The organism is Priestia sp. 53B2 (assembly GCF_056099005.1).
The window spans coordinates 38,275-58,758 of the sequence record NZ_JBLZXA010000029.1; the positions used below are offsets into that span (position 1 = coordinate 38,275).

At 32.7% G+C, this 20,484-nt stretch carries 17 protein-coding genes; 9 read left to right on the forward strand and 8 right to left on the reverse strand.

The window, feature by feature from the left end:
- Window positions 1-94 precede the first annotated feature (94 nt).
- The 4 genes from ACN6NE_RS24495 (at window position 95) to ACN6NE_RS24510 (ending at window position 4,417) form a co-directional block, all read left to right on the forward strand.
- The gene (locus tag ACN6NE_RS24495; protein WP_474327867.1) at window positions 95-1,231 is read left to right on the forward strand and encodes a tyrosine-type recombinase/integrase; all 1,137 of its coding nucleotides are present in this window, start codon (window positions 95-97) and stop codon (window positions 1,229-1,231) included.
- Window positions 1,231-3,345, forward strand: a complete 2,115-nt coding sequence (locus ACN6NE_RS24500; RefSeq protein WP_474327869.1) for a tyrosine-type recombinase/integrase — start codon at window positions 1,231-1,233, stop codon at window positions 3,343-3,345. Before ACN6NE_RS24495 ends, ACN6NE_RS24500 begins: the two co-directional genes overlap by 1 nt.
- Window positions 3,332-3,712, forward strand: coding sequence for a DUF6262 family protein (locus tag ACN6NE_RS24505; RefSeq protein ID WP_474327871.1), 381 nt, complete (start codon window positions 3,332-3,334; stop codon window positions 3,710-3,712). Before ACN6NE_RS24500 ends, ACN6NE_RS24505 begins: the two co-directional genes overlap by 14 nt.
- A gap of 198 nt (window positions 3,713-3,910) precedes the next feature.
- Window positions 3,911-4,417, forward strand: coding sequence for a MepB family protein (locus ACN6NE_RS24510; RefSeq protein ID WP_474327873.1), 507 nt, complete (start codon window positions 3,911-3,913; stop codon window positions 4,415-4,417).
- Window positions 4,418-4,672: 255 nt separating this feature from the next.
- Here the strand turns inward: ACN6NE_RS24510 and ACN6NE_RS24515 are convergent, their stop codons facing one another.
- From ACN6NE_RS24515 to ACN6NE_RS24525, 3 genes are all read right to left on the reverse strand, one after another.
- Entirely contained in the window at window positions 4,673-5,482 is an 810-nt protein-coding gene (locus tag ACN6NE_RS24515; RefSeq protein WP_474327875.1) for a DUF2726 domain-containing protein, read from the reverse strand.
- 190 nt (window positions 5,483-5,672) lie between these two features.
- Entirely contained in the window at window positions 5,673-6,008 is a 336-nt protein-coding gene (locus ACN6NE_RS24520; RefSeq protein ID WP_474327877.1) for a YolD-like family protein, read from the reverse strand.
- An 18-nt stretch (window positions 6,009-6,026) separates the two neighbouring features.
- Complete coding sequence (locus tag ACN6NE_RS24525; protein WP_474327879.1) at window positions 6,027-7,292, reverse strand: Y-family DNA polymerase; 1,266 nt, start codon at window positions 7,290-7,292, stop codon at window positions 6,027-6,029.
- A 465-nt stretch (window positions 7,293-7,757) separates the two neighbouring features.
- Between ACN6NE_RS24525 and ACN6NE_RS24530 the strand changes: the two genes are divergently transcribed.
- The 3 genes from ACN6NE_RS24530 to ACN6NE_RS24540 all read left to right on the forward strand — a co-directional run bounded on the left by ACN6NE_RS24530 (window position 7,758) and on the right by ACN6NE_RS24540 (window position 13,119).
- Entirely contained in the window at window positions 7,758-9,962 is a 2,205-nt protein-coding gene (locus ACN6NE_RS24530; protein ID WP_474327881.1) for a hypothetical protein, read from the forward strand.
- Window positions 9,963-10,064: 102 nt separating this feature from the next.
- A complete protein-coding gene (locus tag ACN6NE_RS24535) occupies window positions 10,065-10,802 on the forward strand; it encodes a hypothetical protein (RefSeq protein WP_474327883.1) in 738 nt (245 codons plus the stop codon).
- Window positions 10,765-13,119: a CHAT domain-containing protein gene (locus ACN6NE_RS24540; protein WP_474327885.1), complete on the forward strand. Its 2,355-nt coding sequence runs from the start codon at window positions 10,765-10,767 to the stop codon at window positions 13,117-13,119. Before ACN6NE_RS24535 ends, ACN6NE_RS24540 begins: the two co-directional genes overlap by 38 nt.
- Window positions 13,120-13,416: 297 nt before the next feature.
- Here the strand turns inward: ACN6NE_RS24540 and ACN6NE_RS24545 are convergent, their stop codons facing one another.
- The gene (locus ACN6NE_RS24545) at window positions 13,417-14,334 is read right to left on the reverse strand and encodes a DUF4240 domain-containing protein (protein WP_474327887.1); all 918 of its coding nucleotides are present in this window, start codon (window positions 14,332-14,334) and stop codon (window positions 13,417-13,419) included.
- Between the two features lie 181 nt (window positions 14,335-14,515).
- On the opposite strand from ACN6NE_RS24545, the gene ACN6NE_RS24550 reads away from it, so the two are divergent.
- The gene (locus tag ACN6NE_RS24550; protein WP_474327889.1) at window positions 14,516-14,794 is read left to right on the forward strand and encodes a hypothetical protein; all 279 of its coding nucleotides are present in this window, start codon (window positions 14,516-14,518) and stop codon (window positions 14,792-14,794) included.
- Window positions 14,795-14,871: 77 nt separating this feature from the next.
- On the opposite strand, the gene ACN6NE_RS24555 is transcribed toward ACN6NE_RS24550, so the two are convergent.
- From ACN6NE_RS24555 to ACN6NE_RS24570, 4 genes are all read right to left on the reverse strand, one after another.
- Window positions 14,872-15,426 carry a hypothetical protein gene (locus tag ACN6NE_RS24555; RefSeq protein ID WP_474327891.1) on the reverse strand — a complete coding sequence of 185 codons (555 nt, stop codon included), beginning with the start codon at window positions 15,424-15,426 and terminating at the stop codon, window positions 14,872-14,874.
- A gap of 46 nt (window positions 15,427-15,472) precedes the next feature.
- The gene (locus ACN6NE_RS24560; protein ID WP_474327893.1) at window positions 15,473-16,156 is read right to left on the reverse strand and encodes a hypothetical protein; all 684 of its coding nucleotides are present in this window, start codon (window positions 16,154-16,156) and stop codon (window positions 15,473-15,475) included.
- A gap of 77 nt (window positions 16,157-16,233) precedes the next feature.
- The gene (locus ACN6NE_RS24565; protein WP_474327895.1) at window positions 16,234-17,340 is read right to left on the reverse strand and encodes a tetratricopeptide repeat protein; all 1,107 of its coding nucleotides are present in this window, start codon (window positions 17,338-17,340) and stop codon (window positions 16,234-16,236) included.
- A gap of 922 nt (window positions 17,341-18,262) precedes the next feature.
- Complete coding sequence (locus ACN6NE_RS24570; protein WP_474327897.1) at window positions 18,263-19,036, reverse strand: TerC family protein; 774 nt, start codon at window positions 19,034-19,036, stop codon at window positions 18,263-18,265.
- A 502-nt stretch (window positions 19,037-19,538) separates the two neighbouring features.
- On the opposite strand from ACN6NE_RS24570, the gene ACN6NE_RS24575 reads away from it, so the two are divergent.
- The gene (locus ACN6NE_RS24575) at window positions 19,539-20,315 is read left to right on the forward strand and encodes an SDR family NAD(P)-dependent oxidoreductase (RefSeq protein ID WP_474327899.1); all 777 of its coding nucleotides are present in this window, start codon (window positions 19,539-19,541) and stop codon (window positions 20,313-20,315) included.
- Window positions 20,316-20,484 lie beyond the last annotated feature (169 nt).

Consider the following 20,484-nt stretch of genomic DNA (forward strand, 5'->3'; position numbering starts at 1 on the left):
TATCCTCTTTTTTAATACATATTAAAATTATAAACGAGACTAAAATAAATTAGTTTAATATGTAGAAATTAACTATTTAGGAGGATAGCAGTGTATGAGGGTTCAGGAAATCATATTAGAAGATAATAAAAAAAGATATATGTTATTAGATGTAGATGGCTTTCCTGTATTACCAGTACTAAGATATTTAAAATATTTAGATGCTACTGGGAAAAAAAGCAATACAAATAAAACTTATTGTTATGCACTTAAGCAATACTTCCAGTTTCTATGGGAATTAGATTGCGATTACAAACAAATCAATTTGGAAAGATTGGCAGAGTTTATCGGTTGGTTAAGGAGTCCATATAAGAGTGTTAATGTAATCCTCCTTAAATCTAAGAAGGCAATAAAAACCGAGAAAACAATAAATCTTACTATTTCTGTTGTGACAAACTTTTATGATTATCTATATAGGAACGAAGAGATATCTTTTGATTTAGTTGAAAGAACTATGAAGAAAAAATTTACTGGTCAAACAAAATTCAAAGGTTTTCTATACCACTTGAATAAAGAAAGCTCTGTAAATCATAATATATTGAAAATAAAAGAACCGAGAAAGAAAATAAAGACGCTTACCAAAGAACAGGTTGAGGCCCTAATAGTCTCAACAACTAATATACGAGATAGATTTTTACTACAATTACTTTTTGAAACTGGATTAAGAATTGGGGAAGTTCTTTCACTGTATATTGAAGACTTTATTCTCAGCCACAAAGATGGTCATCGTATACGACTGGTAGATCGTGGCGAGTTGGAGAATGGAGCGAGTTTAAAAACTGGAGAACGTGAGATATTTGTATCTCAAGCCTTAATGAATCTTTATGATGATTATTTGTATGAAGTATTAGAAGAAGTGGAGTTGAATTCAAACTTCCTTTTTATTAAAATTCGGGGAAAGAACATTGGAAAGGCGATGAATTATCAGGATGTATCTTCTTTGTTCAAAAGGCTTAGAAATAAAACTGGTATAGATGTTCATCCTCATCTACTTAGACATACGCACGCCACGATGTACTATAGACAAACGAAAAATATAAAACAGGTTCAAGAAAGGTTAGGACATAGTCATATCCAAACAACGATGAATTTATATGTACACCCTTCAGATGAAGAGACGCGTGAAGAATGGGAAAAGTCTCAACATGCTTTTAAGCTAGGCGAACCAATTAAATCGGAGGTTTTAAAGTAATGACTGGAATTAATACAAGTACGACCTACTCAGATACCTGGTTAAAACAAGAACTTTCTCATTACGTGGTCAAACGAGTTGCAGAGGATGGTACTGTTGCTTTACATCAGAAGCATGACTCATACTTTCTTGAACAAAATATATGGAACGTTGATAAATTTAATGAAATTGAACAATTTAAATCAGATTATAAACATTACCGAAAACGATACACCCACAATTCTACTATTCAATTTCGCCTAAATAATGAACAAATGAATCTGGAGTTCAAATATATATATTTGAACAAATTATTTAAAGAACAATGGAGTTTGTCTACAGTTTTTATGACTAACAACTATAATTTCAATAATCTACAGCACTTCTTAAATGAAAAATATCCAACTTTAAAGTCACTAAATAACATTGATTTAGCACAAGTTGATAGGGATTGGAATATCTGGCTTAATGAAAAAGGGTTTACTACCTCCCGCACAAGTTTTAATGCTGATACGAATAAAACAGTTATTATGAGAAGTACACTTTCTAATTTTTTAAAAAGATTATTTACTGATTATAAAAAGTTAATAGATACAAGGGACGAATGGCAAAAAGACAGGTGGGATGTAAAGGTATTACATAATAAATACGGGATTAAATACAATAAATCTAAGACAACAGCTTATATGGACTTTTCGCACATTAAGAAGGATCAATTTAGAGAAGAAACTAAAGAATACTTTAAAAGAAGATTACTAACCAAGGCTCTTGTAGCAGAAACAGCAGTTAGTTATTTACATCAGTTACGAACATTTTTTGACTTTATTAGTTTGCAGGAGCCTTCCTGGACTGATCTGACAAGATTGAGTAGGAATCATATTTTACTATACATTGAACAAATAACTCAATGGTCAAAACATAATATTAAAGTTACAAACCAAGAACGATACATAGCCCAGGCTATTATTGCACTTAAACAATTTTTAATTGATGTTCAGGATTACGAATCCAAATTATCTCCAAAACGTCCAGTAAAAATGCTTATATTTCCTTCAGATAAACCTAAGCAAAAGAAGAAGCCATATGATCAGGTTGATCATATACCAGACTTTGTTCTTGAACAACTATTTCTTCATATTAAGCACTTACATTCAGATTTACAACCGATTGTTTGGATTGCATTTAAAACAGGGTTACGAATTTCTGACGTATTACTACTCAAACAAGATTGTTTAGCACAGATAAACGGAAAATATATCTTGGTAACAGATATTGAAAAAACATTTGTTCAAGGTCACAAAGTTCCTATAGATGATCATTTAGCACAAATAACTACAGCTTTAATTAGCAAATCTATAAAAAATAGTAATAGCGACAATAATCCTGAAAAGTTTATATTCATTAGATATAGAGGATCGAGAAAGGGCTTACCTTACTCACAAGAATGGGTACGAAATAAATTAAACAAATTAGCAAGAGATAAAAATATCTTAAACGAAAACGGAAGCCTATTTCATTTTAAAACACATCAATTCCGACACACTTATGCAATCAAGCTCTTAAATAATGGTACTGACATTTTAACAGTTCAAGAACTTCTTGCTCATGCTTCACCGGAAATGACCTTGAGATATGCTCGGTTATTAGATGATACAAAGCGTATTGCTTTTGAGGACGCTATCAAACAAGGAGTTTTTCACTTTGATTTGAATGGTGAAGTTCAAGAGATAAGGCCGCATGAAGATATTCCAAGTGATATTTTAGAAATGTTGTGGCAAGACCACAAATTAAATGCAATTGACAATCCTTATGGAACCTGTCATGCACGGATAAACGGTAACTGTCCATATTCTCTAGAACCTCCTTGTCTTACTTGTAATGGTGGTAGTCCGTGTAAAGATTTAGCTATTGGTTTTTCAGAATTTGATAAACAAAAATACAATTTACTGGTCCAAACAACCTCAAAGACTATAGAAGCATTAGAAAAGCGTGGACGGGAAGATATTGCAGAGAAAAATAAGAATAATTTAGAACGTTATAGGGATATTTTAAATACAATTGAAGCAGGTAATATTATCTTTGGTCGATTAGACCGGTTAAATAGAAAGATAGGCGATTTTAATGAAAAAATATAACCGTAAAGAACAATTAAAATTAGTCCATGAAAACAGGAAAGCAATGACTCAGAAAAAAGTTGATGAGGCTATTCAAAGGCTCGTAAGAGCTAAGCAAGTCATTAACTTTAATAGTGTATCCAATGAGGCTGGAGTCTCTAAGGCTACGCTATATAATACTATGAAATTACGTGAACAAATTGAAACGTTACGTCAACAGCAGCTAAAGAGACCTGCTTTGAAACAATTAAAGCACGAAATGAATGAAAATAACAAAGATGCTATTATTGAATCTTTAAAACGAAAAATTAAACGAATAGACCAAGAGAATAAAGATCTACGAGAACAATTAAAGATTGCTTATGCTCAGGTATACAAAAATATTTAAAGTGTTATTTAATTAAAATGGCGTTAGTCAAATATATAGGCAAGCTAATTTATACAACGAAAGGGAACTTAAGTTCCTTTTTGGTTTTGTATTGTATAATTTAAATACTTACAATTCGGATTTACCACATAATACAAACCAAGCACTATTGATTAAAGAGGCATTGGGGCTAGTACTATAAATATAAGGGGGAAAATAATGAATGAATTTTATAAGGCGTTAACATATGTAAATGAAAATTTTTATGAACCAAATCATTTCGTTATAAAAGCTATCCGAGAAGAAGCTCAAAATTCAGATTATGGTGCTGGTATATTTCAGCTGAATTCAAAATCAGTTAGATTTAGGGTGGCAAAGAATACACCTAATAAGATAGGGCAGTTTGTATCCTTTTGGGAAAAAGATGATGCTCATAAAAACCAAGCCTTTTCATATGAAAAGGCTACCGATTTATTGGTTATTAATACCTTTAATAGTGAAAATAGATTTGGACAATTCGTTTTTCCAAAAGAAGTTCTTGTAAAACAAAAAATCCTTAAAACAGCTAATACAAAAGGGAAAATGGCAATTAGAGTTTACCCTATATGGGATAAACCAACTAGCAAACAAGCTATTGAAACACAAAAATGGCAGTTAGAATATTTTGTTGAAACGAATAATACGAATAATTTGCCCCAACAAGAATTATTAAAGCTATATTCCTAAAGTGGCAGCATTCGTATAATAAATGAATTGTTAAATTTATAGCTTGTGAAGAAGTGTACTTAAAGTAACGAGGGCATTTGTTGAATAAGAGGGTTATTACATATTAGACATATATAATATGTAATAACCCTTAGTTTATCTATATTATTTAAAATTTAGTCTTGATAAAACCTTATCTGGATATTCAGCGTAGTCATACACTTTATCAAGATCTATTTCTTGCTGCTCTTTCTCTTCCATGTTGATCACTCTTTTCTATTTGAGTATGGTTGATTCCTTATTATCAATTAGTTCAAACATCCTTAAAAAATACAAAACGGTTTCTTTAATCTGACTTTCTGTTTCCGTATAAGGAATATCTATAACGGGCAATCCCATATTCCAACAAAATGCACGTTTAGTTCTATCCGATATCTTTCGATCCTTAAATTTCTTATATCCTCCAAAAAACTCTGATCTCATGGGTTTATAATGCTGGATTCCATTAAATTCTATTACAAACAGAGGGTAGTTGTTTTGACAAATAAGAAAGTCTAAACGCAACTCTCTTTCAAGCCCAAAGCGTTTTAAACTAATCTCTTTAATAAATTCAATCTTATTTTCTGCAAGCAACTCCGTAATGTATCTAGCTCCATGAGACTCCTTGTAGTTTTTTTTGCAATGTTCACAGGTTTCGCCTTTCTTCACCAAGTGAGGTTGAACTCTCCATTCATGCCCAAAACGACATAAGTGAAGCCCTTTTGTTCTCATTGCTTTATATGGACCTATAAATTTAACATCGTTTCTATGCTCAGTTAAATAATCTATATATTTTTGATGATTTAGAGAAACCTTTTCAGTTAAATCTGTTCTCCAAAGATTAGAACACCATACATAATTACTTTTATAGTCACTTTTATTTACAATGTAGGATTTTATTAAATCATCACCTAGTTTTTTCTCCAGAGATTGAATATATTCTATGTACCTATTTAACTTTGTACTTGTTTGAGAAGCCTTTTTATAAAAATGAACACAATTAAAACGGTCTCTTACCAAGAAAATAATTTTACCCTTAAATTCCATATTCGCCACCCTTTTTGATAAGGAGTTAATAATTTAATTTGTAATTCAAGATAGATTTTCTAAACTTAGTATATCAAATCAAATTATTAACTTTAATGGATATGAAATTTAACCTTTACCCCAAAAAGAAAATCGTAACAGTTAACAGTATGTCAATAAAAACGTTTCCCTAAAAAAGGAAGCCTAAGCCTTACGTGAAACGAACATCTATTAGCTCACTTAACCTCATTTTATTTTTTAATTCAAATACTTCATCGATGAAAATAAAGAGATCCCCCAGGGAATCAACAAATTGGATGAATCCTGTATCGGTTATACGTTGCCCGTTCTTATAATATGTAAGGTATAATTGTTTATTTGTATGTAAGGCTTCAATCAAGGTGAAATTGATTTGTTCCATTTGCTCTTCTGTTAAAAGAGGTTGGGGGATTTCTGATTGCCTATTTATGACTTCCTGTAATCCTATGTATTGCTCTGGCATGCTTGCGAATGGACGCCATTTTTTCATTTTTCTATCGTGGTACATGATATCTCCTCCTTTATGTTATGCTTTATGGCCACCTATAAGGCCGTTTCGATAACGAGCTGTTGAGTGATCCAGATAGCTTGAAGCCCGTAGAACACTATTCTTTCCATAACGCAGCCGAATTTCATCAATCGTTTTAGCAAGAGCATAGGCTCTTTCACGCTGATCGATATCCTCAAATAAGCTCATTTGCTCCTCTTCTTCAATGCTTGTGTTTGATAAGGAGATCCCAATGGAGCGAATCGGCATTCCATTATCATATGTATGTAAGATGGTTAAGCAATACGGAAAAATATCTTGGCTTAAGTTTGAAGCTCTTCCCATTTTCTTTTGTCTGGAGAAGCCTCCACCTGTTTGTTTGCTGTAGCCGATCGATAAATGGATCGTTTGAGCCACCACTTGATGCATGCGTAAACGGAAACAAACATCGTCCAATAGCTCCAATAGTAATAATTCAACTTCTTTTCGGCTTGTATAATCTCGAAAGAGAATCTGACTTTTCCCAAAGGAACGGGAACTAGGGATGTACACATCGGAAATACGACTAAAATCAATCCCATTCGCATGTTGGTGAAGTTCCTCTCCCATGATGCCAAATTCTTTTTGTAACATTTCCTTAGAAGAAAGAGCGAGTTCTTTTATGGTATAGATGCCCAAACGGTTTAAGCGTCTTTCTGTAGCTGACGAGATCCCCCAGAAATCCTTCATTGGATGAATCGACCATAACTTAAAGGGAATATCCTCATATCGCCAATAAGCAACCCCTGTTGGGCTGTGCTTCGCTTCATGATCTAAGCTGACTTTAGCCAGTAAGAGATTAGGACCGATTCCTGCGGTAGCTGTCAGTCTTGTTTTGCGATAGATCTCATTACGTATTCGATGAGCTAGCTCCTCTGGTGTTCGAGCAAATAAATGCAAAGAAGCCGTAGCATCAATAAACAACTCATCAATGCTATACGCATGAAAGTCTTCAGGAGCCACATACTGTAACACCAAACTAGAAATATAGTTCGAAGCCTTGATATATCTCTCCATTGATGGATTCACTACATGGATATCTTTCCTTTTAGGAATTTCGAAAAGACGGCTTCCTGTTTTGATCCCTTCTTTCTTTAATAAAGGTGTGGCAGCTAACACAACAGATCCCGACCGTTTGATATCTCCTACAACAGCAAGCCTTGTTTTCAAAGGATTTAAACCTCTTATAACAGAAGAAACGGAAGCATAAAATGCTTTCATATCAATACAAATAATGACTCTGTTTGGTAGCTGCTCATAGTTCATTGAAAGTACTCCTCAATAAAGAACATTTGTTCTTTATTATATACGAACAAACGTTCTTTATTCAATGGAATCTTTTCCCGATTATTGCTAACATTTAAAAATATGTATTCGTAAGAGCGAAACATTAATTTCCTATATAAACCATAAATGAATTTTATCTTAATTAATCAGACCTTCTACATTTCATGACTTTTTAACTACATTTCATAAATGAAATATAAGCATATGAAGGAAAAAAGAATCAACAAAAAGAAAAATCTGTATAATAATGTTTTTTTTTGTTGTAGAATTAAGTTTATTTGTAAAAGTTTATTGGGGCATTGGAATATGAGGTTAAAAAGTTCAATGTCACAAATTAAAAGGTGTTTGATAAGACTTTTGGTGTAGATTTTGCTACTGATTTACAAGAGGATAAAAGAGCTATAAAGCTTAACTTACCTATACCTAATCTAAGGAGGCTAGATTATGAAGGAAATGAATGAGCCATCTGATATATTGCTCGCTTTTAAACCTGATCAGCTAGAGGAGAAAATACAAGAAAGTATTAAAAAAATTGAAACAAAAATTCTAACAGGGAACCCCCTCACCACTATAATCCAACTTTATATCCAGAGATTTATTTATCATATGATAGATCCAGAAATTTTTGTTCAGGGGAATAGTAAACCTTCAATGAACAAAGGAATTGATGTCATTCAAAGCCTCGTTGTATCTTCGAATACACCGTTTGGAACAGAATGCTTATCTATGGATGAAATCGGAGAATGTATGAAAGAGTTAGATGAGCTTTTTCTTGCCGCAAATATGTATGTAAATACTGTGCCACGAGATGAATTAATCAAATACTCTCAAGGTATGCAGATGAATGTTTCGGGTGTGCTCTATCCAGCATTTGAAAAGGAACATTTCCAAGATGTACTTCTTCCGTATAATGAACTTTTTGTAGAAGCCTTTAATATAACTGCTGCAAATATTGTAGAGGGACTACTCAAAATCAGTGAACATTTACGAACAATAGGGTTCATGGATTTTATGCCTAAGGGGGAATCCTCGCCAATGACGGGTTTGTCTGAGGATTTGCTCTTAAAAACATCAGAATATTTTAATGTTGAGCAAATAACAGGTTGGCCCTTGGACTTTATAAAGGAATTGGCGTTACAGCCAGGCGAATGTAACGATTTCTTTACAAATCATTCGCAAGTAATGCTTAAGGAATTACCTATTAAATATAAGCCCTTTTTGGGTATTGGAAATAAGTATTATTGCTTTTCTATCGATAACTTAATGGATAATTTTTATAGAACTGTCCTTCGTGCTCTACGTAGAAAGAATAAAGCATTTTCAGCAACCATTAATAACATTCAACAGGATTTATCTGAAGCAATTCCTTTTAAACTATTTAAAAAGATTCTTCCTACAGCTCAAATGTTTCAAAATATCTTTTACAAAGCTCCTGTGGGGGGGAATGGAAAGAATGAGTGGTGTGAGTGTGATGGTGTAATTATATTCGACGATGTAATGATTATCTTGGAGGTTAAAGGCGGAGCCCTATCTCCTGTCTCTCCTTTTTCAGATGAGGAGGCCTATAAAAACTCGTTAAGAGCTTTAGCTCAAAACCCTTATGAGCAGTCCTTAAGACTCTTTGAAGAGTACAAGCGTCTTGGAAGGATTGAACTTTATCAGAAAAAGAGTAAAAAGCGTTATGAGCTTATAAATTCAATTAGAGATGTTAACTTTATACAAGCTTGTTGCGTTACATTAGACGATTTCAACGAGGTAGCTTCACAAATTGAAAAAACCGAATTCATTCAAAAAAGTAATCTTCCAGTATGGTGTGTTTCAATGAATGACTTAAGGGTATATCCAGAGTTATTTGACTCGCCAAGTATATTCTTAAACTATCTATATCAAAGAAGCCGAGCATCTAAGAATATACACATCAAGGTAAATGATGAATTAGACCACATAGGCTTATACTTTGAATATAATGATTACGCTATGCACATAAGCGATTTGGTTGAAGAAACAGATGCAACTGATATTTATATACCTAGTTACAGAGGTGATATAGATACTTACATGGCTAGAATGGTGAACAAAGAATTTGAGGGTGAGGACTCAAAATTTTTTCTTGATGCGTTCATTGGACCCTCTGTAAAGCCTGAACAAGAAATGGATGAAATGTTCAAACAAGTAATTCTGTTATTAGATAACACTAAAGATGTAGTATGTATTAGAGCTGCTAGATATTTGCTTTTGTTAGATTCTGAAAAACGTAATGGTATGAACGAATTTCTCACTACAAGAATTCAAAGACTCTTGGCATTAAAGGGACGCTCAACCTTTCTTACTTCTTACACAGTCTATAATTATAAGAAAGAAGATCGGATAAAGGAAATACCGGTTATTATGATATTTTTACTCCATTCATCTAATAAGCTTTTTAAGGATGTAGTAGAACGAAAGCGCTTCTTGATGGAGAGGGTTCTATATGAGGATGAACCAACCATTTGTATATTAATAGGTGTTGATAGAAATAAAAACCTAAAGAAAGCTATTTCTCAGATAATAATGCCTGAACAATTTCAAATGATGTCAGCTTCATCATACAATTTGTTGAAGAATGCGCGCGAGAAGATAGTAAATTCCAGGAAATTTGGAGAGTTATAAATTTGTAGTGATAAAGAACTTTAATAGTTCATCAATTAAGACCAAATTAATACTAATATAACGATAAAAGCTTTAAAATCGTCTATTTAAAGGAGATTATCAATGAAGCTTCTAATTTTTTGTAATAAGTGCGTTTTTGAAAGTAATTATGAGAATTATAATTACGAATATCTTGATATCTCTGATGAAGGGGTCTACGAATTAATTTGTAGCGAAGGGCATAAAACAATAACTCTTCTACAGGAAGAAAAGTTTGAAATATTATTTGAAATGGGAGCCATGGCCCTTCTGGACGGATATTGTCGTGAAGCCGTTTCAAGTTTCGCAGCTTCTTTAGAAAGATTTTATGAGTATTTTATTCAGATACTAATGACACATAAAAATATACCTTATGAAGAGATAAATAAATCTTGGAAAATGGTAAAAAGTCAATCAGAAAGACAATTAGGAGCTTTTTATTTTCTATATTTAAATGAATTTAAGGAAGCACCTCCCATACTATCTAAACATATAATTGAGTTTCGAAACAATGTTATTCATAAGGGTAAAATCCCAAAATATGATGAAGTAGTTAGGTATGCTACAGAATTGTACCAGTATATGGTTTCAATATTAACTATTATTAAAGAAGATTACTCTGATACTATTGGGACATTAATTTGTCAGAGACAAGAAAATTTCAGAAGTAATTATCCTAAAGGAATAACCTATTCTGTGTCTTCTATGCCGACAATTATTCATCTAGCTTCTGAAAATAGTTTATTTAAAATACAAACTTTTGAAGAAGGTCTAAGAAATTTGAATGAACGAATTAATATTAAAGGTTTTTATTCAAAATAAAAATTTTAAATTACGTTCCCTACAAGATAGACTTATTTTACTAAGTAGGGAACTCCTAATAAGTAAGTGCAAGTATTCACTTAAAACAGACAGCAACTACACTATATTGATTGAGGTAATAATTATGCTTTTTTCTGAAACAATTAAATTATTAAGTGAAGTCAAACAATTTTCTAATAGAGAATTTGAAAAGTTAGTAGGTATTTTACAAAGTGAAGCATTACTTCCGGAACATTTTATTGGAATGGCTGACAATTTAAATACTATTGTTAATTCAATTCCTAACGAATCCTATATAAATATGATTGAAATCGTTAATCAATTTACTGGTGAATTATTGAGATTAGGAAACTTAAACGATGATCCAGGTGTACAAAATGAAGTAGGTTTTCCACACCTAGTAATAGTTATTATAAATTTAAACTTAGCATATCGATTAGAATTATTAGGATTATATGGAGAAGCACATGATACTTTACTTAAAGCTAAGGACCCATGGGTAACTCCATTTGATTCATTCACTAAGAAGGGCGATTTATACCTACGTAGAAGCTTTGATATGGATTTATATTTATTAAGTATAGTCGATATGCTCCCTAGATTAGTAAAAGAGTTCTTCGTTTCCCGCGCGGCTCTAGGCTTTCGGTTATCAAAGATCATAGGTAACGTACGAAATGAATCTCAAGCTGTATATGAGAATTATAAAAGATTCGCTACACTTGTAAATCCTACTCAATCCGATTTAATGTTTTTCACAAACTATTTAGATTTAATTCCTTCTAATTCACCAGATGCAAAAGAAATAATTAACTCATTAATTAACTGTTATTCAAACGAAAAGGATACTAATTATAGATTTATTATATCTTCCTGCCTTGCTTTTAATCTTAAAAGTTTAGAATGGACAAAAAAGGCTGTTAAAGAAACAGATACATTCTTCTGGGCTGAGTTGATTTATATGAAGGTTTTACGTTTATGCCATTCAAAATCCATTGATGGAGATAAAATTACAAAGTTACTCTGGGAATTTATGTTGAAAGCCCATGCCATATTCTCAGATCGAAGTATGTTTGAGCTACTAAAACAGAAATACAGTATAATATTTACTCAAATTCTGACGACATGCCTTCAGAAAAGAGAATACTATTTACTCTTAGAGCTAGCTTATAATTGGAATGGCTTTAGACCTGGTAAACAAAGATTCCAGGAAATAAGAGATAAAGACTTATTTCTTACTATTCCTAATCTTGAAGGGGCTGAAGGTCCAATTTTCTTAATAAAATACAATGATGAAATTAGATTTTTTCCTGTGAAAAGCGATGTGAAACTAGAAGAAATAATGGAATTGAAAAGTAAAGTTGAAGCCAGTTGGTATACCTTAGTAGGTAAGGATGTATCATTAGAATTTGAGGAAGAATCTATTTTAGCTCGCCAGCAGGTAGAAGCATCAAAAGAATACTTAATTGCTATAGAAAGTTTTATTAACATAAAAGAATTTCAGGGTATTCTCAACGGACTACCAAAAGAAACCAATTTTGAGTACTTAGAAACCTCATGGACTAATACAGCAATTGTTCCAGTTCTTTTGAACAATACAAAGCATACTTATTCTATAACTGGAGGTAATGAGTATCATCCTGTACCTTCCGAAATACAAAGTGTCTTAATATGGTTTGATCCAGCTGAGGATTTACATAGAGCAATGTTTGAACTAGAAGGAATTAAAAAAATACTCCAAAAAAATCAAGTTGATATAGAAGTTATTACTGGTTCTGAATGTACAAAGAAAGGTTTTTTAGAAAGATATTCAGATTCTAAATATGATTTAATTTGGGTTATATCTCATGGCGAATTTAATTCAAATAATCCACCTTATTCTAATTTAACCATTTCTAAAACAGAAAAAATAACAGCTTGGGAATTACAAAAATCAATTCCTAAAATGGAAAAAAGACGTTATCTAATCTTAAATTCATGTTACAGTGGATGTGCTATTGTCCGTAATAATAGCATGGGTTTTTTAGGATTGGGTTCTAGTTCAGCTAATGGAAGTCAAATTGTTTTAGGACAACTATGGTTTGTTGATGTATTAGCTGCAGGAATATTAGGGATATTAACATTAGAATCTCTTATGAATGGCGAATCATTAACATCATCTTTAAAAAGTTCATCGCTAACAATGAGTAAAGGTAATCAGTCAATTATTACTGCTTTGAATGCTATAGATACAGAGTTACAGATAATAGAGCGTGTAGAAAATACATCTGTCATGCTGAATTTACCTTTCTATTCGATGTCCGGAGTAGTCTTTGAATAAGAAGAACATAAGAATAATGAGAATCAAAAAGATCATATTAATAAAGTCGTATGTTTCTTTTTGAGTTTCTTATTAATAAATTCAACTGGAAATTTTGTGTAATAATTATTCTATGACTAGTACGATGTCAAAACGTTCTTAAAAGTATTTGTCTTTTAGTGAACGTTCGTAATTCATTTCTAAACTTATACGAACTATAAAAATGATACATTTCTTATACAAATTATTTCGTCCGTAAACGTATACTTTTGCGCACGGTGCATTTTATAATTTTTACAAAAAAGCACACTTTTACTGTTAAAACCCTTCTGGCCAACCTTCTCTGTTTGAGAATGTCTCATAACTACAACCACTTATGTATTTGAATTCTTTCCCCTTTTTCAAATAATAAGCCTCTGATGAAAGAGACAGCAAGGCTTCAAATTCGGTATTTTTAAGCATTTTTCTAGGGTTAGATAAGATATCCTCAAACACTTTTTGTCCACGAGCGACTACTGCACACCTGGCATATAAAAAGAGGTCTGGTGAGAATGCTTGATTTTGTTCTAAAAAACAGTATTCTCCCATTTCTTTTGCATGTTCTATCGTATCCAATAAGAAAAGCTTATAGCATAGAGCCTCTTCGAAATGCCTTATTTGCCATGCAGTGAAAGTAGAAAGTTCCTCGATAGCAAGCTCTACAATCTCTTCTTCACCCTTTTTACCCCAGTCTAATAAAGAAATAATTCCCCAAAAGATCTGGTCATCCATCATTTTCTTGGGTTTTGAAATTGAGTGTCTACGAGCATAGGCCTCATCTTCTTGTATTTCTCTCTGTATTTCAAGTTCAAAGCCTTTAGGGTCCATTTTTCTACGCCATTCATAATAGACTTCTATACCACAGTCTTTTGACCAGTCCCCAGCATATATATTGGACTCAACACCTATTTCATTCGTAGTCAAAGGGATATTTCCAATAAAAATTAATTCTTTAGGGACTCTTCCATTTACCCATTCAAATAAAGGCTTCTCTAATCCATCTACTATAGACTCCGTAATTAAAGTTTGACGAACGGATTTAGATTCTATTGTAGGAAGCTTTTCATCTATATAACTTGTAATACCAAGAAGATAAGAGCGTTCAATGATACCCAATATCTTAACTGCACCATACTTATTCATGGGTAAGGGTGTAGCAAAAACATCTCCTATTTGTACAGATTTTTTTGAGTTCATTATACGTGATTCCTTTCTATTAAAAGTGTGAGCATGAGTATAATAACAGGAGGTGCTAAAATTATAGACCATATATAACTTTAATTTCCCTTATAAAAGCCCTGGAAATTCATTTAAGCTATAAAAATACCTACATACAGGTATAATAGATAATACATAAAAAGTAAGGTGAGATATATAAATGACGGATTTTTTATCAGATGTTTTATCAAGCTTAGTTCCTATTATTGATACTCCTAAGAGTTTAAACACAAAAAAAATTAACAAGCATATTGAATTGTTAAAACAACAACATTGGTTTAGAAACGTTTACGAGGATGACAAGTACTACGCATTACTGTTTGGAAACAGACGAGTACGATTTTACTTGCAGAGTAGCTTACGCGTCAAAAGAATGATTCGTAAGAAAAAGGTGCAGGAGAAGTTCCTTACGTTATTAAATAAAGAGTTAAAAGGATAATTTTTTAGAAAGTTAGACCTCATAAAAAAAGTTTTATATTGAAGAATAAACAATAGAAAGCAATAAATCCCTAGGGATTATTGCTTTCTACTAATATTGTCATTTTCAATATAAGAATATAAGATCTTCAAACACACTGCATCCTCATGGTCACACGAAATAGAAGTTATATCTTCAAGCTTTACGATTGCTTCACCGTCAGGTTCTCCATCATTAGTCAGGATAGAAATAATAAGAATATCTTCACTAATGTCTTTAATAAATCCTTGTACATCTCCATCTTTAAATAGCTCTACTGAAACAGCAAAGTTATTTTTTTGAGCAAATTTTAAAATACTCAGCATTAAATTTTCATGTTCTTCATCAAATTCGATGTGTTTTTGATTTTTAGCAGCATATAGCTTTTCAATGTTTCGAATGTATTTAGATCCAGTATTTATTTGATAAATATCTTCAATCTCTATAAGGTGAAATCCATCATACATACCAGTTGCTGATACCTTTACGATGATGGCATGGTTATCAGTAACCTTCAGAACTTTTGCTACTAGGAAGGTATCCATATCTTCAATATCTTTGTAAATCTCTATAAGACTGTCTGTTTTTATGGCCTTTAATAGTTCGTTTTTCATTGTTTAATTCCCCTACTTTTAAATTAATTTTCTCTGACATAATAAACTAAGCCTCTTCATCTTGATCTATTAATTGGTCATTAATTTGTACTAGTCTTGAGTCTTCTGGGAAGGTTGAGCACACTTTTTGTATGGATGAATATCTATCCTCGTTTGAAAACAAGAAAAACCCTGCTCCATCATAGAAAATAGTTATGAACGTAGTATCTTCTTCCGTTCTAAAAATAGGGATAGATACGTTTTTCCATCTGCCCCATTCCTTCACTCTCTTGAGCTCAAAACTTAAATTTTCAGAATAAGAAAGCGAATAAAATTCGTTCATATTAGCAAGATAAAAGGTATGTTCTAATGCTAAGGATAATGTACGCGCGTCTTTAATTGGTAAAGTAAAACATCTAGGGTGATAGGTAACCCGTTTAAAAAATGTATAGTAAGCTTGTTTTTCCTCTAATAATTCATACCTATATTCTATACCTAATTCATTAAATTCCTTTTCAAACTCCTCTGCCATCATATCATCACAAAGGAATGTAAGATATAAAGGATACCTATCCTGCTTAATTAAGAAAGCGAGTAAAAAATCCCTTTGTTCATCCCTATCGTCAACGCTTTCCATTGTTTCAGATATAAAGTACACAGAATCAATAGGTCCTTCCAATTGAACATAATGCCCCACCATTTCATCAAACTCCGCATTTAACTGTTCCTCTTGAATCCAAATCTCACTCATATAAAACCTCCTTCACATATAAGAGACCTGCATAAGCTAATAATTTTTCTTATTTGGCTTTAAAGATTTGCTGCATCTTATATAGAAAAATAGTTAGGGTTCGAATTTGTATGTCTAAAACAGCCGTACAAATAACATCTGGTTTCTACTTGAGGCTTATAATCTATAATAGGAGCTTTGCCCTTATAAATTTCTCTAACTGCATTTTTAATGAAAGTAATCTCTTCCATTGTTACTTCTTTGTATTCATCCTTAAAATCTTCTTCCTCATCTGGATCTTGAATGACTTCCTTCATCTCTTTTTCTTTTCTTTGAATAGTTTTAGAAGCAAGTTCTTCGATTTCTTTTATTTTTGAAAGCTTCCATAACGAGTAAAAATAAGTTGGAAGAAATGCTTCTGAATAAAAATCCCAATCTAACTTAGAGTAGATATCAACAAATTCCTCATAATCCCCCAGAATATAATATATCTCAGCTATATCAGCTTCCAATGCTTCTTCCTCTTTTTCACTCAAAAAAAGTAATTCTTTTGCAACTTCTCTTGCTTCTGATTCCCTTCCTAGTTGTGCTAGACAAATTCCATAGCTAAGTAACGGAAACAAACTATAGTTGTTACAGGATCGTAGTGGGTGCGCTTTATGAAAACATTCAGCAGCTTCAGGTAACATTCCTTTTTTGTAGTAACATAACCCCAGATTACTTAAATTTTCTAGTGAAGGTGTTAGATTGCTGCCTTTTTTTAATACATTTATTGCTTCTTCATACTTTTCTTCTTTTATGTACATTTCACCCATCAAATTATAGGGAAAGTAATGATCAGGTTTGTTTTTCAATAAATCTTCTACTATATCAAATGCTTCTTCATCTGCAATTTCCCATGTGGAAAACATTGATTCCTCTTCTGCATCTTCTTCAGAACTTCTTATTTCTTTAGTATTACTTGTAGCCTCTATAATTGGTTTGCCTTCTGTAAAATAAAAATAGGCTAAATTATAAAGAGTTTGAACAGAAGGGTTAATTTCAGCAGCAGCTTGTAGTTGAAAAAAAGCTTCTTCATATTCATTTGTTTCCATAAACACTATAGCAAGCTCATTTCTTAGCTTTACGTTGTTTGGGTCCTTTTCAACTTGCTCCTGCATTTGAAGCGCAATCTTTTCAAAATCTATTTCATCATACTTGCTCATATTCATACTCCTTCTAAACATTAAACTCAATTTCATCTGTGGGATTAGTAAAGCCCTTTATGTATAAGAACAAAATAAAAAGCCACCCATTATTTGCAGGACAGGTGGCTTTTCACTATTAAAATGCATGTGCAAAAATATAATAACATATTCCTTCCATAAAGACTATATTTTACCGTACAAGCATATGAATAAAAGGTGCGCTTTTTATACATTTTTCTACTACTTAAGCCTTGGATAATCAGCGTTATATCAAGGATGTATAAAAAGCTGCATACTCCGGAAAAAGAACCCTCGGCGGAACCGTTCTGCGACAAGGGTTCTTTTTTGTGATGTGTACCGGAAAGAGACATTATGTTAACCAACTTTTTATGCCGTATACAGTTAAAAAGAGAAAAAACTCCTGTGCCTATTCAGGAGTTTTTTAAAGGTCATGCTAGGTGAGATGATGGTCTCCATCATCTTGAGTAGTTTGCTTAACATAGTCAATAACTATACATAATAAAAAAGAAAGTCTACTGAGGATCCTAGTAGACTTTCTTTTAGTTCATTTATAAAACCCCGAAGTTAATTTTACTTCTTGGTATAAGAATATGTACGTTTCTTCTCTTTATAACTTGTACCAACATATAAAACCAGTTGAAAGAGTGGTTCTTTCACTGGCTTTATACGAGGTGTATTTATTTAATGCATTATAGCATCATAGATAGTTTGCGCAAATGCATTTTGTATTATAAATACTAGTTCTTAACTACTGATGATTTTCATCTAGTATAGCACCAGGAAAGGCTAATCTTCTTTTGTGACTAAACTTTCAAAAGTAGACAGAAAACACCCTAACTCTTTAAAACATAGTCAGGGTGTTTTCGTTTTGATCATACTGATTATATTGATACGTAATACGTCATACTTGATTATATTTTTAAGCTGAAGGCTTTTCTAAAGACTTATTGCTCGGTGCAAACCAACCAAGTAGAGCAATACCAACTAATACTCCATAGAAGATTAATGTCCAAATAGTACTATGGGGAAAATGAGGGTCTAAGACACCTATATCCTTATGAGCAAGTGTAATAACAGCAAGTTTGACACCTACCCAAGCAACAATGGCATAGGCTGTAGTTTCTAAGGCAGGTCGCTTTTCGAGGAGTTTTACAAACCAGGTCGCTGCAAACTTGATCAAGATAAGACCTGCAATTCCTCCCAAAACTACAACTGCAAATTGTCCGCCATCCATACCACCAATTTCACCAAACTGTGAATCTGGAAGGCCAAGGGCTATAGCTACCGCAGCTAAAATGGAATCAATCGCAAAAGCAAGATCAGCTAATGCAATTTTCCCTACTGTCGGCCAAAACCCTTTTGCAACAGACTCCTTTTCATCTTCATGATGAACATTCTCATTGTGTTTCCCAAATCGGGCCTTAAGAACATGTTTTAAACCTAAATACAGAAGATAAGCTGCTCCGACTGCCTGTATCCACCAGACATTAGCGATGAATGAAATAGCGAAAAGAGCACCAAAACGAAAAATAAAAGCCATAAGAATTCCATAATTGATCGCTTTTTTCTTCTGATTATCCGGTAGGTGTTTAGCTATGACTGCTAGTACAAGAGCGTTGTCAGCTGATAATAAACCTTCTAAACCAATTAGAATTAACAATGCCCAAGCGTATTCAATCCAAATGGATTCCAACCAGTTTCCTCCTTTCCAAAGTATAACTCGTTATGTTGAAAATTTTGTTTACATTAGAATGACCATCTATATGAACGGTAATCCTAGAGAATAGAACTTCCATTATTTTAACACTACTCTGATGTACAATATTTATAAAAGCGTAAATAAAACTATATATTTACATTTTAATAAATATTCAGGAGTTTATCATATAACTTTGCTAATACCTTTTTTGGATTATTAATAAACACTTATAAACCCTCCATAGCTAACTTATTTTTTAAGTCAAATAAGGATGGTTTACTACACTACAGTTCTGAAGAATCTAAACTGTATATTTGTAAATTGTGGGAATAATAACATTACTTACATAGAACTGGGGATTTCAATATGAGACATTATGTTAACTAGATTCGTATATCGTATACAGAGATAAAAACAGTATTTCTCTAAAAAACATTCCAAAATTTGATAGAATTAATCTATTCGGATTTCATTGAACTCAAAAGGGGAGAAATATATGTTTGAAGAAAAGGTAGGCATCATTACAGGGGGGACATCGGGGATTGGTTTATCTACAGCAGAATTATTGGCAAAAGAGGGCATGTATGTTGTTATTGCCTCTAGAAGTATTGAAAAAGGAGAAGAAGCCCTTTCTATATTAAGAAAGTGGTCCCCTAAATCCATCTTTATTAAAACGGATGTAACGAATAGTCAAGATGTCAAACACCTTGTTAGCCAAACATATTCTACATTTGGGAAGATAGATATGGGTTTCAATAATGCGGCGAACACTGAGGCTTCCTCTAATGCTACACATCAGTTCAGGGAAGAAGATTTTGACCATTTAATTAATGTTACTTTGAAGAGTGTATGGTTGTGTATGAAATATCAGCTACAAGTAATGACAAAACAAAACAGTGGTGTCATTGTTAATACATCTTCTATGGATGCTCTTTTATGTTCGGCTGGAACTGGCGTGTATGCTGCTGGAAAAAGTGGTGTTATCGCTTTGACGAAATCAGTTGCTCAAGAATATGGTCATCAAAATATAAGAATTAACTCTCTTTGTCCAGGTGCATTTCGTACATCTATGCTAGAAGAAAAATTCTCTACCCTATCTTCAGAGGAAAAGGTAAAGTTAAATGAATCCTATCAGAAATTAAATGCATTAGGTAGAATTGGTGATCCGTTCGAAGCAGCAAAAGCAGTAAAATGGCTTCTCTCAGACGATGCATCCTTTGTTACTGGTCAAAACATTATTGTAGATGGTGGAATTGGATTTAGATTTGAATAACTTTGTAGTTAACATAATGGATATTATTACTACCGATAATAGGTTTTATGGTGCGACAAGAAGTCGCTTTTATATAGTGTGGCTTACGCCACTGGTTTAGACGCAAAAACTATCCCCGTCCAAAACTGCGGGTCTGGTAACGGGCTCGTGGGTTGCATGCGGAAATGCG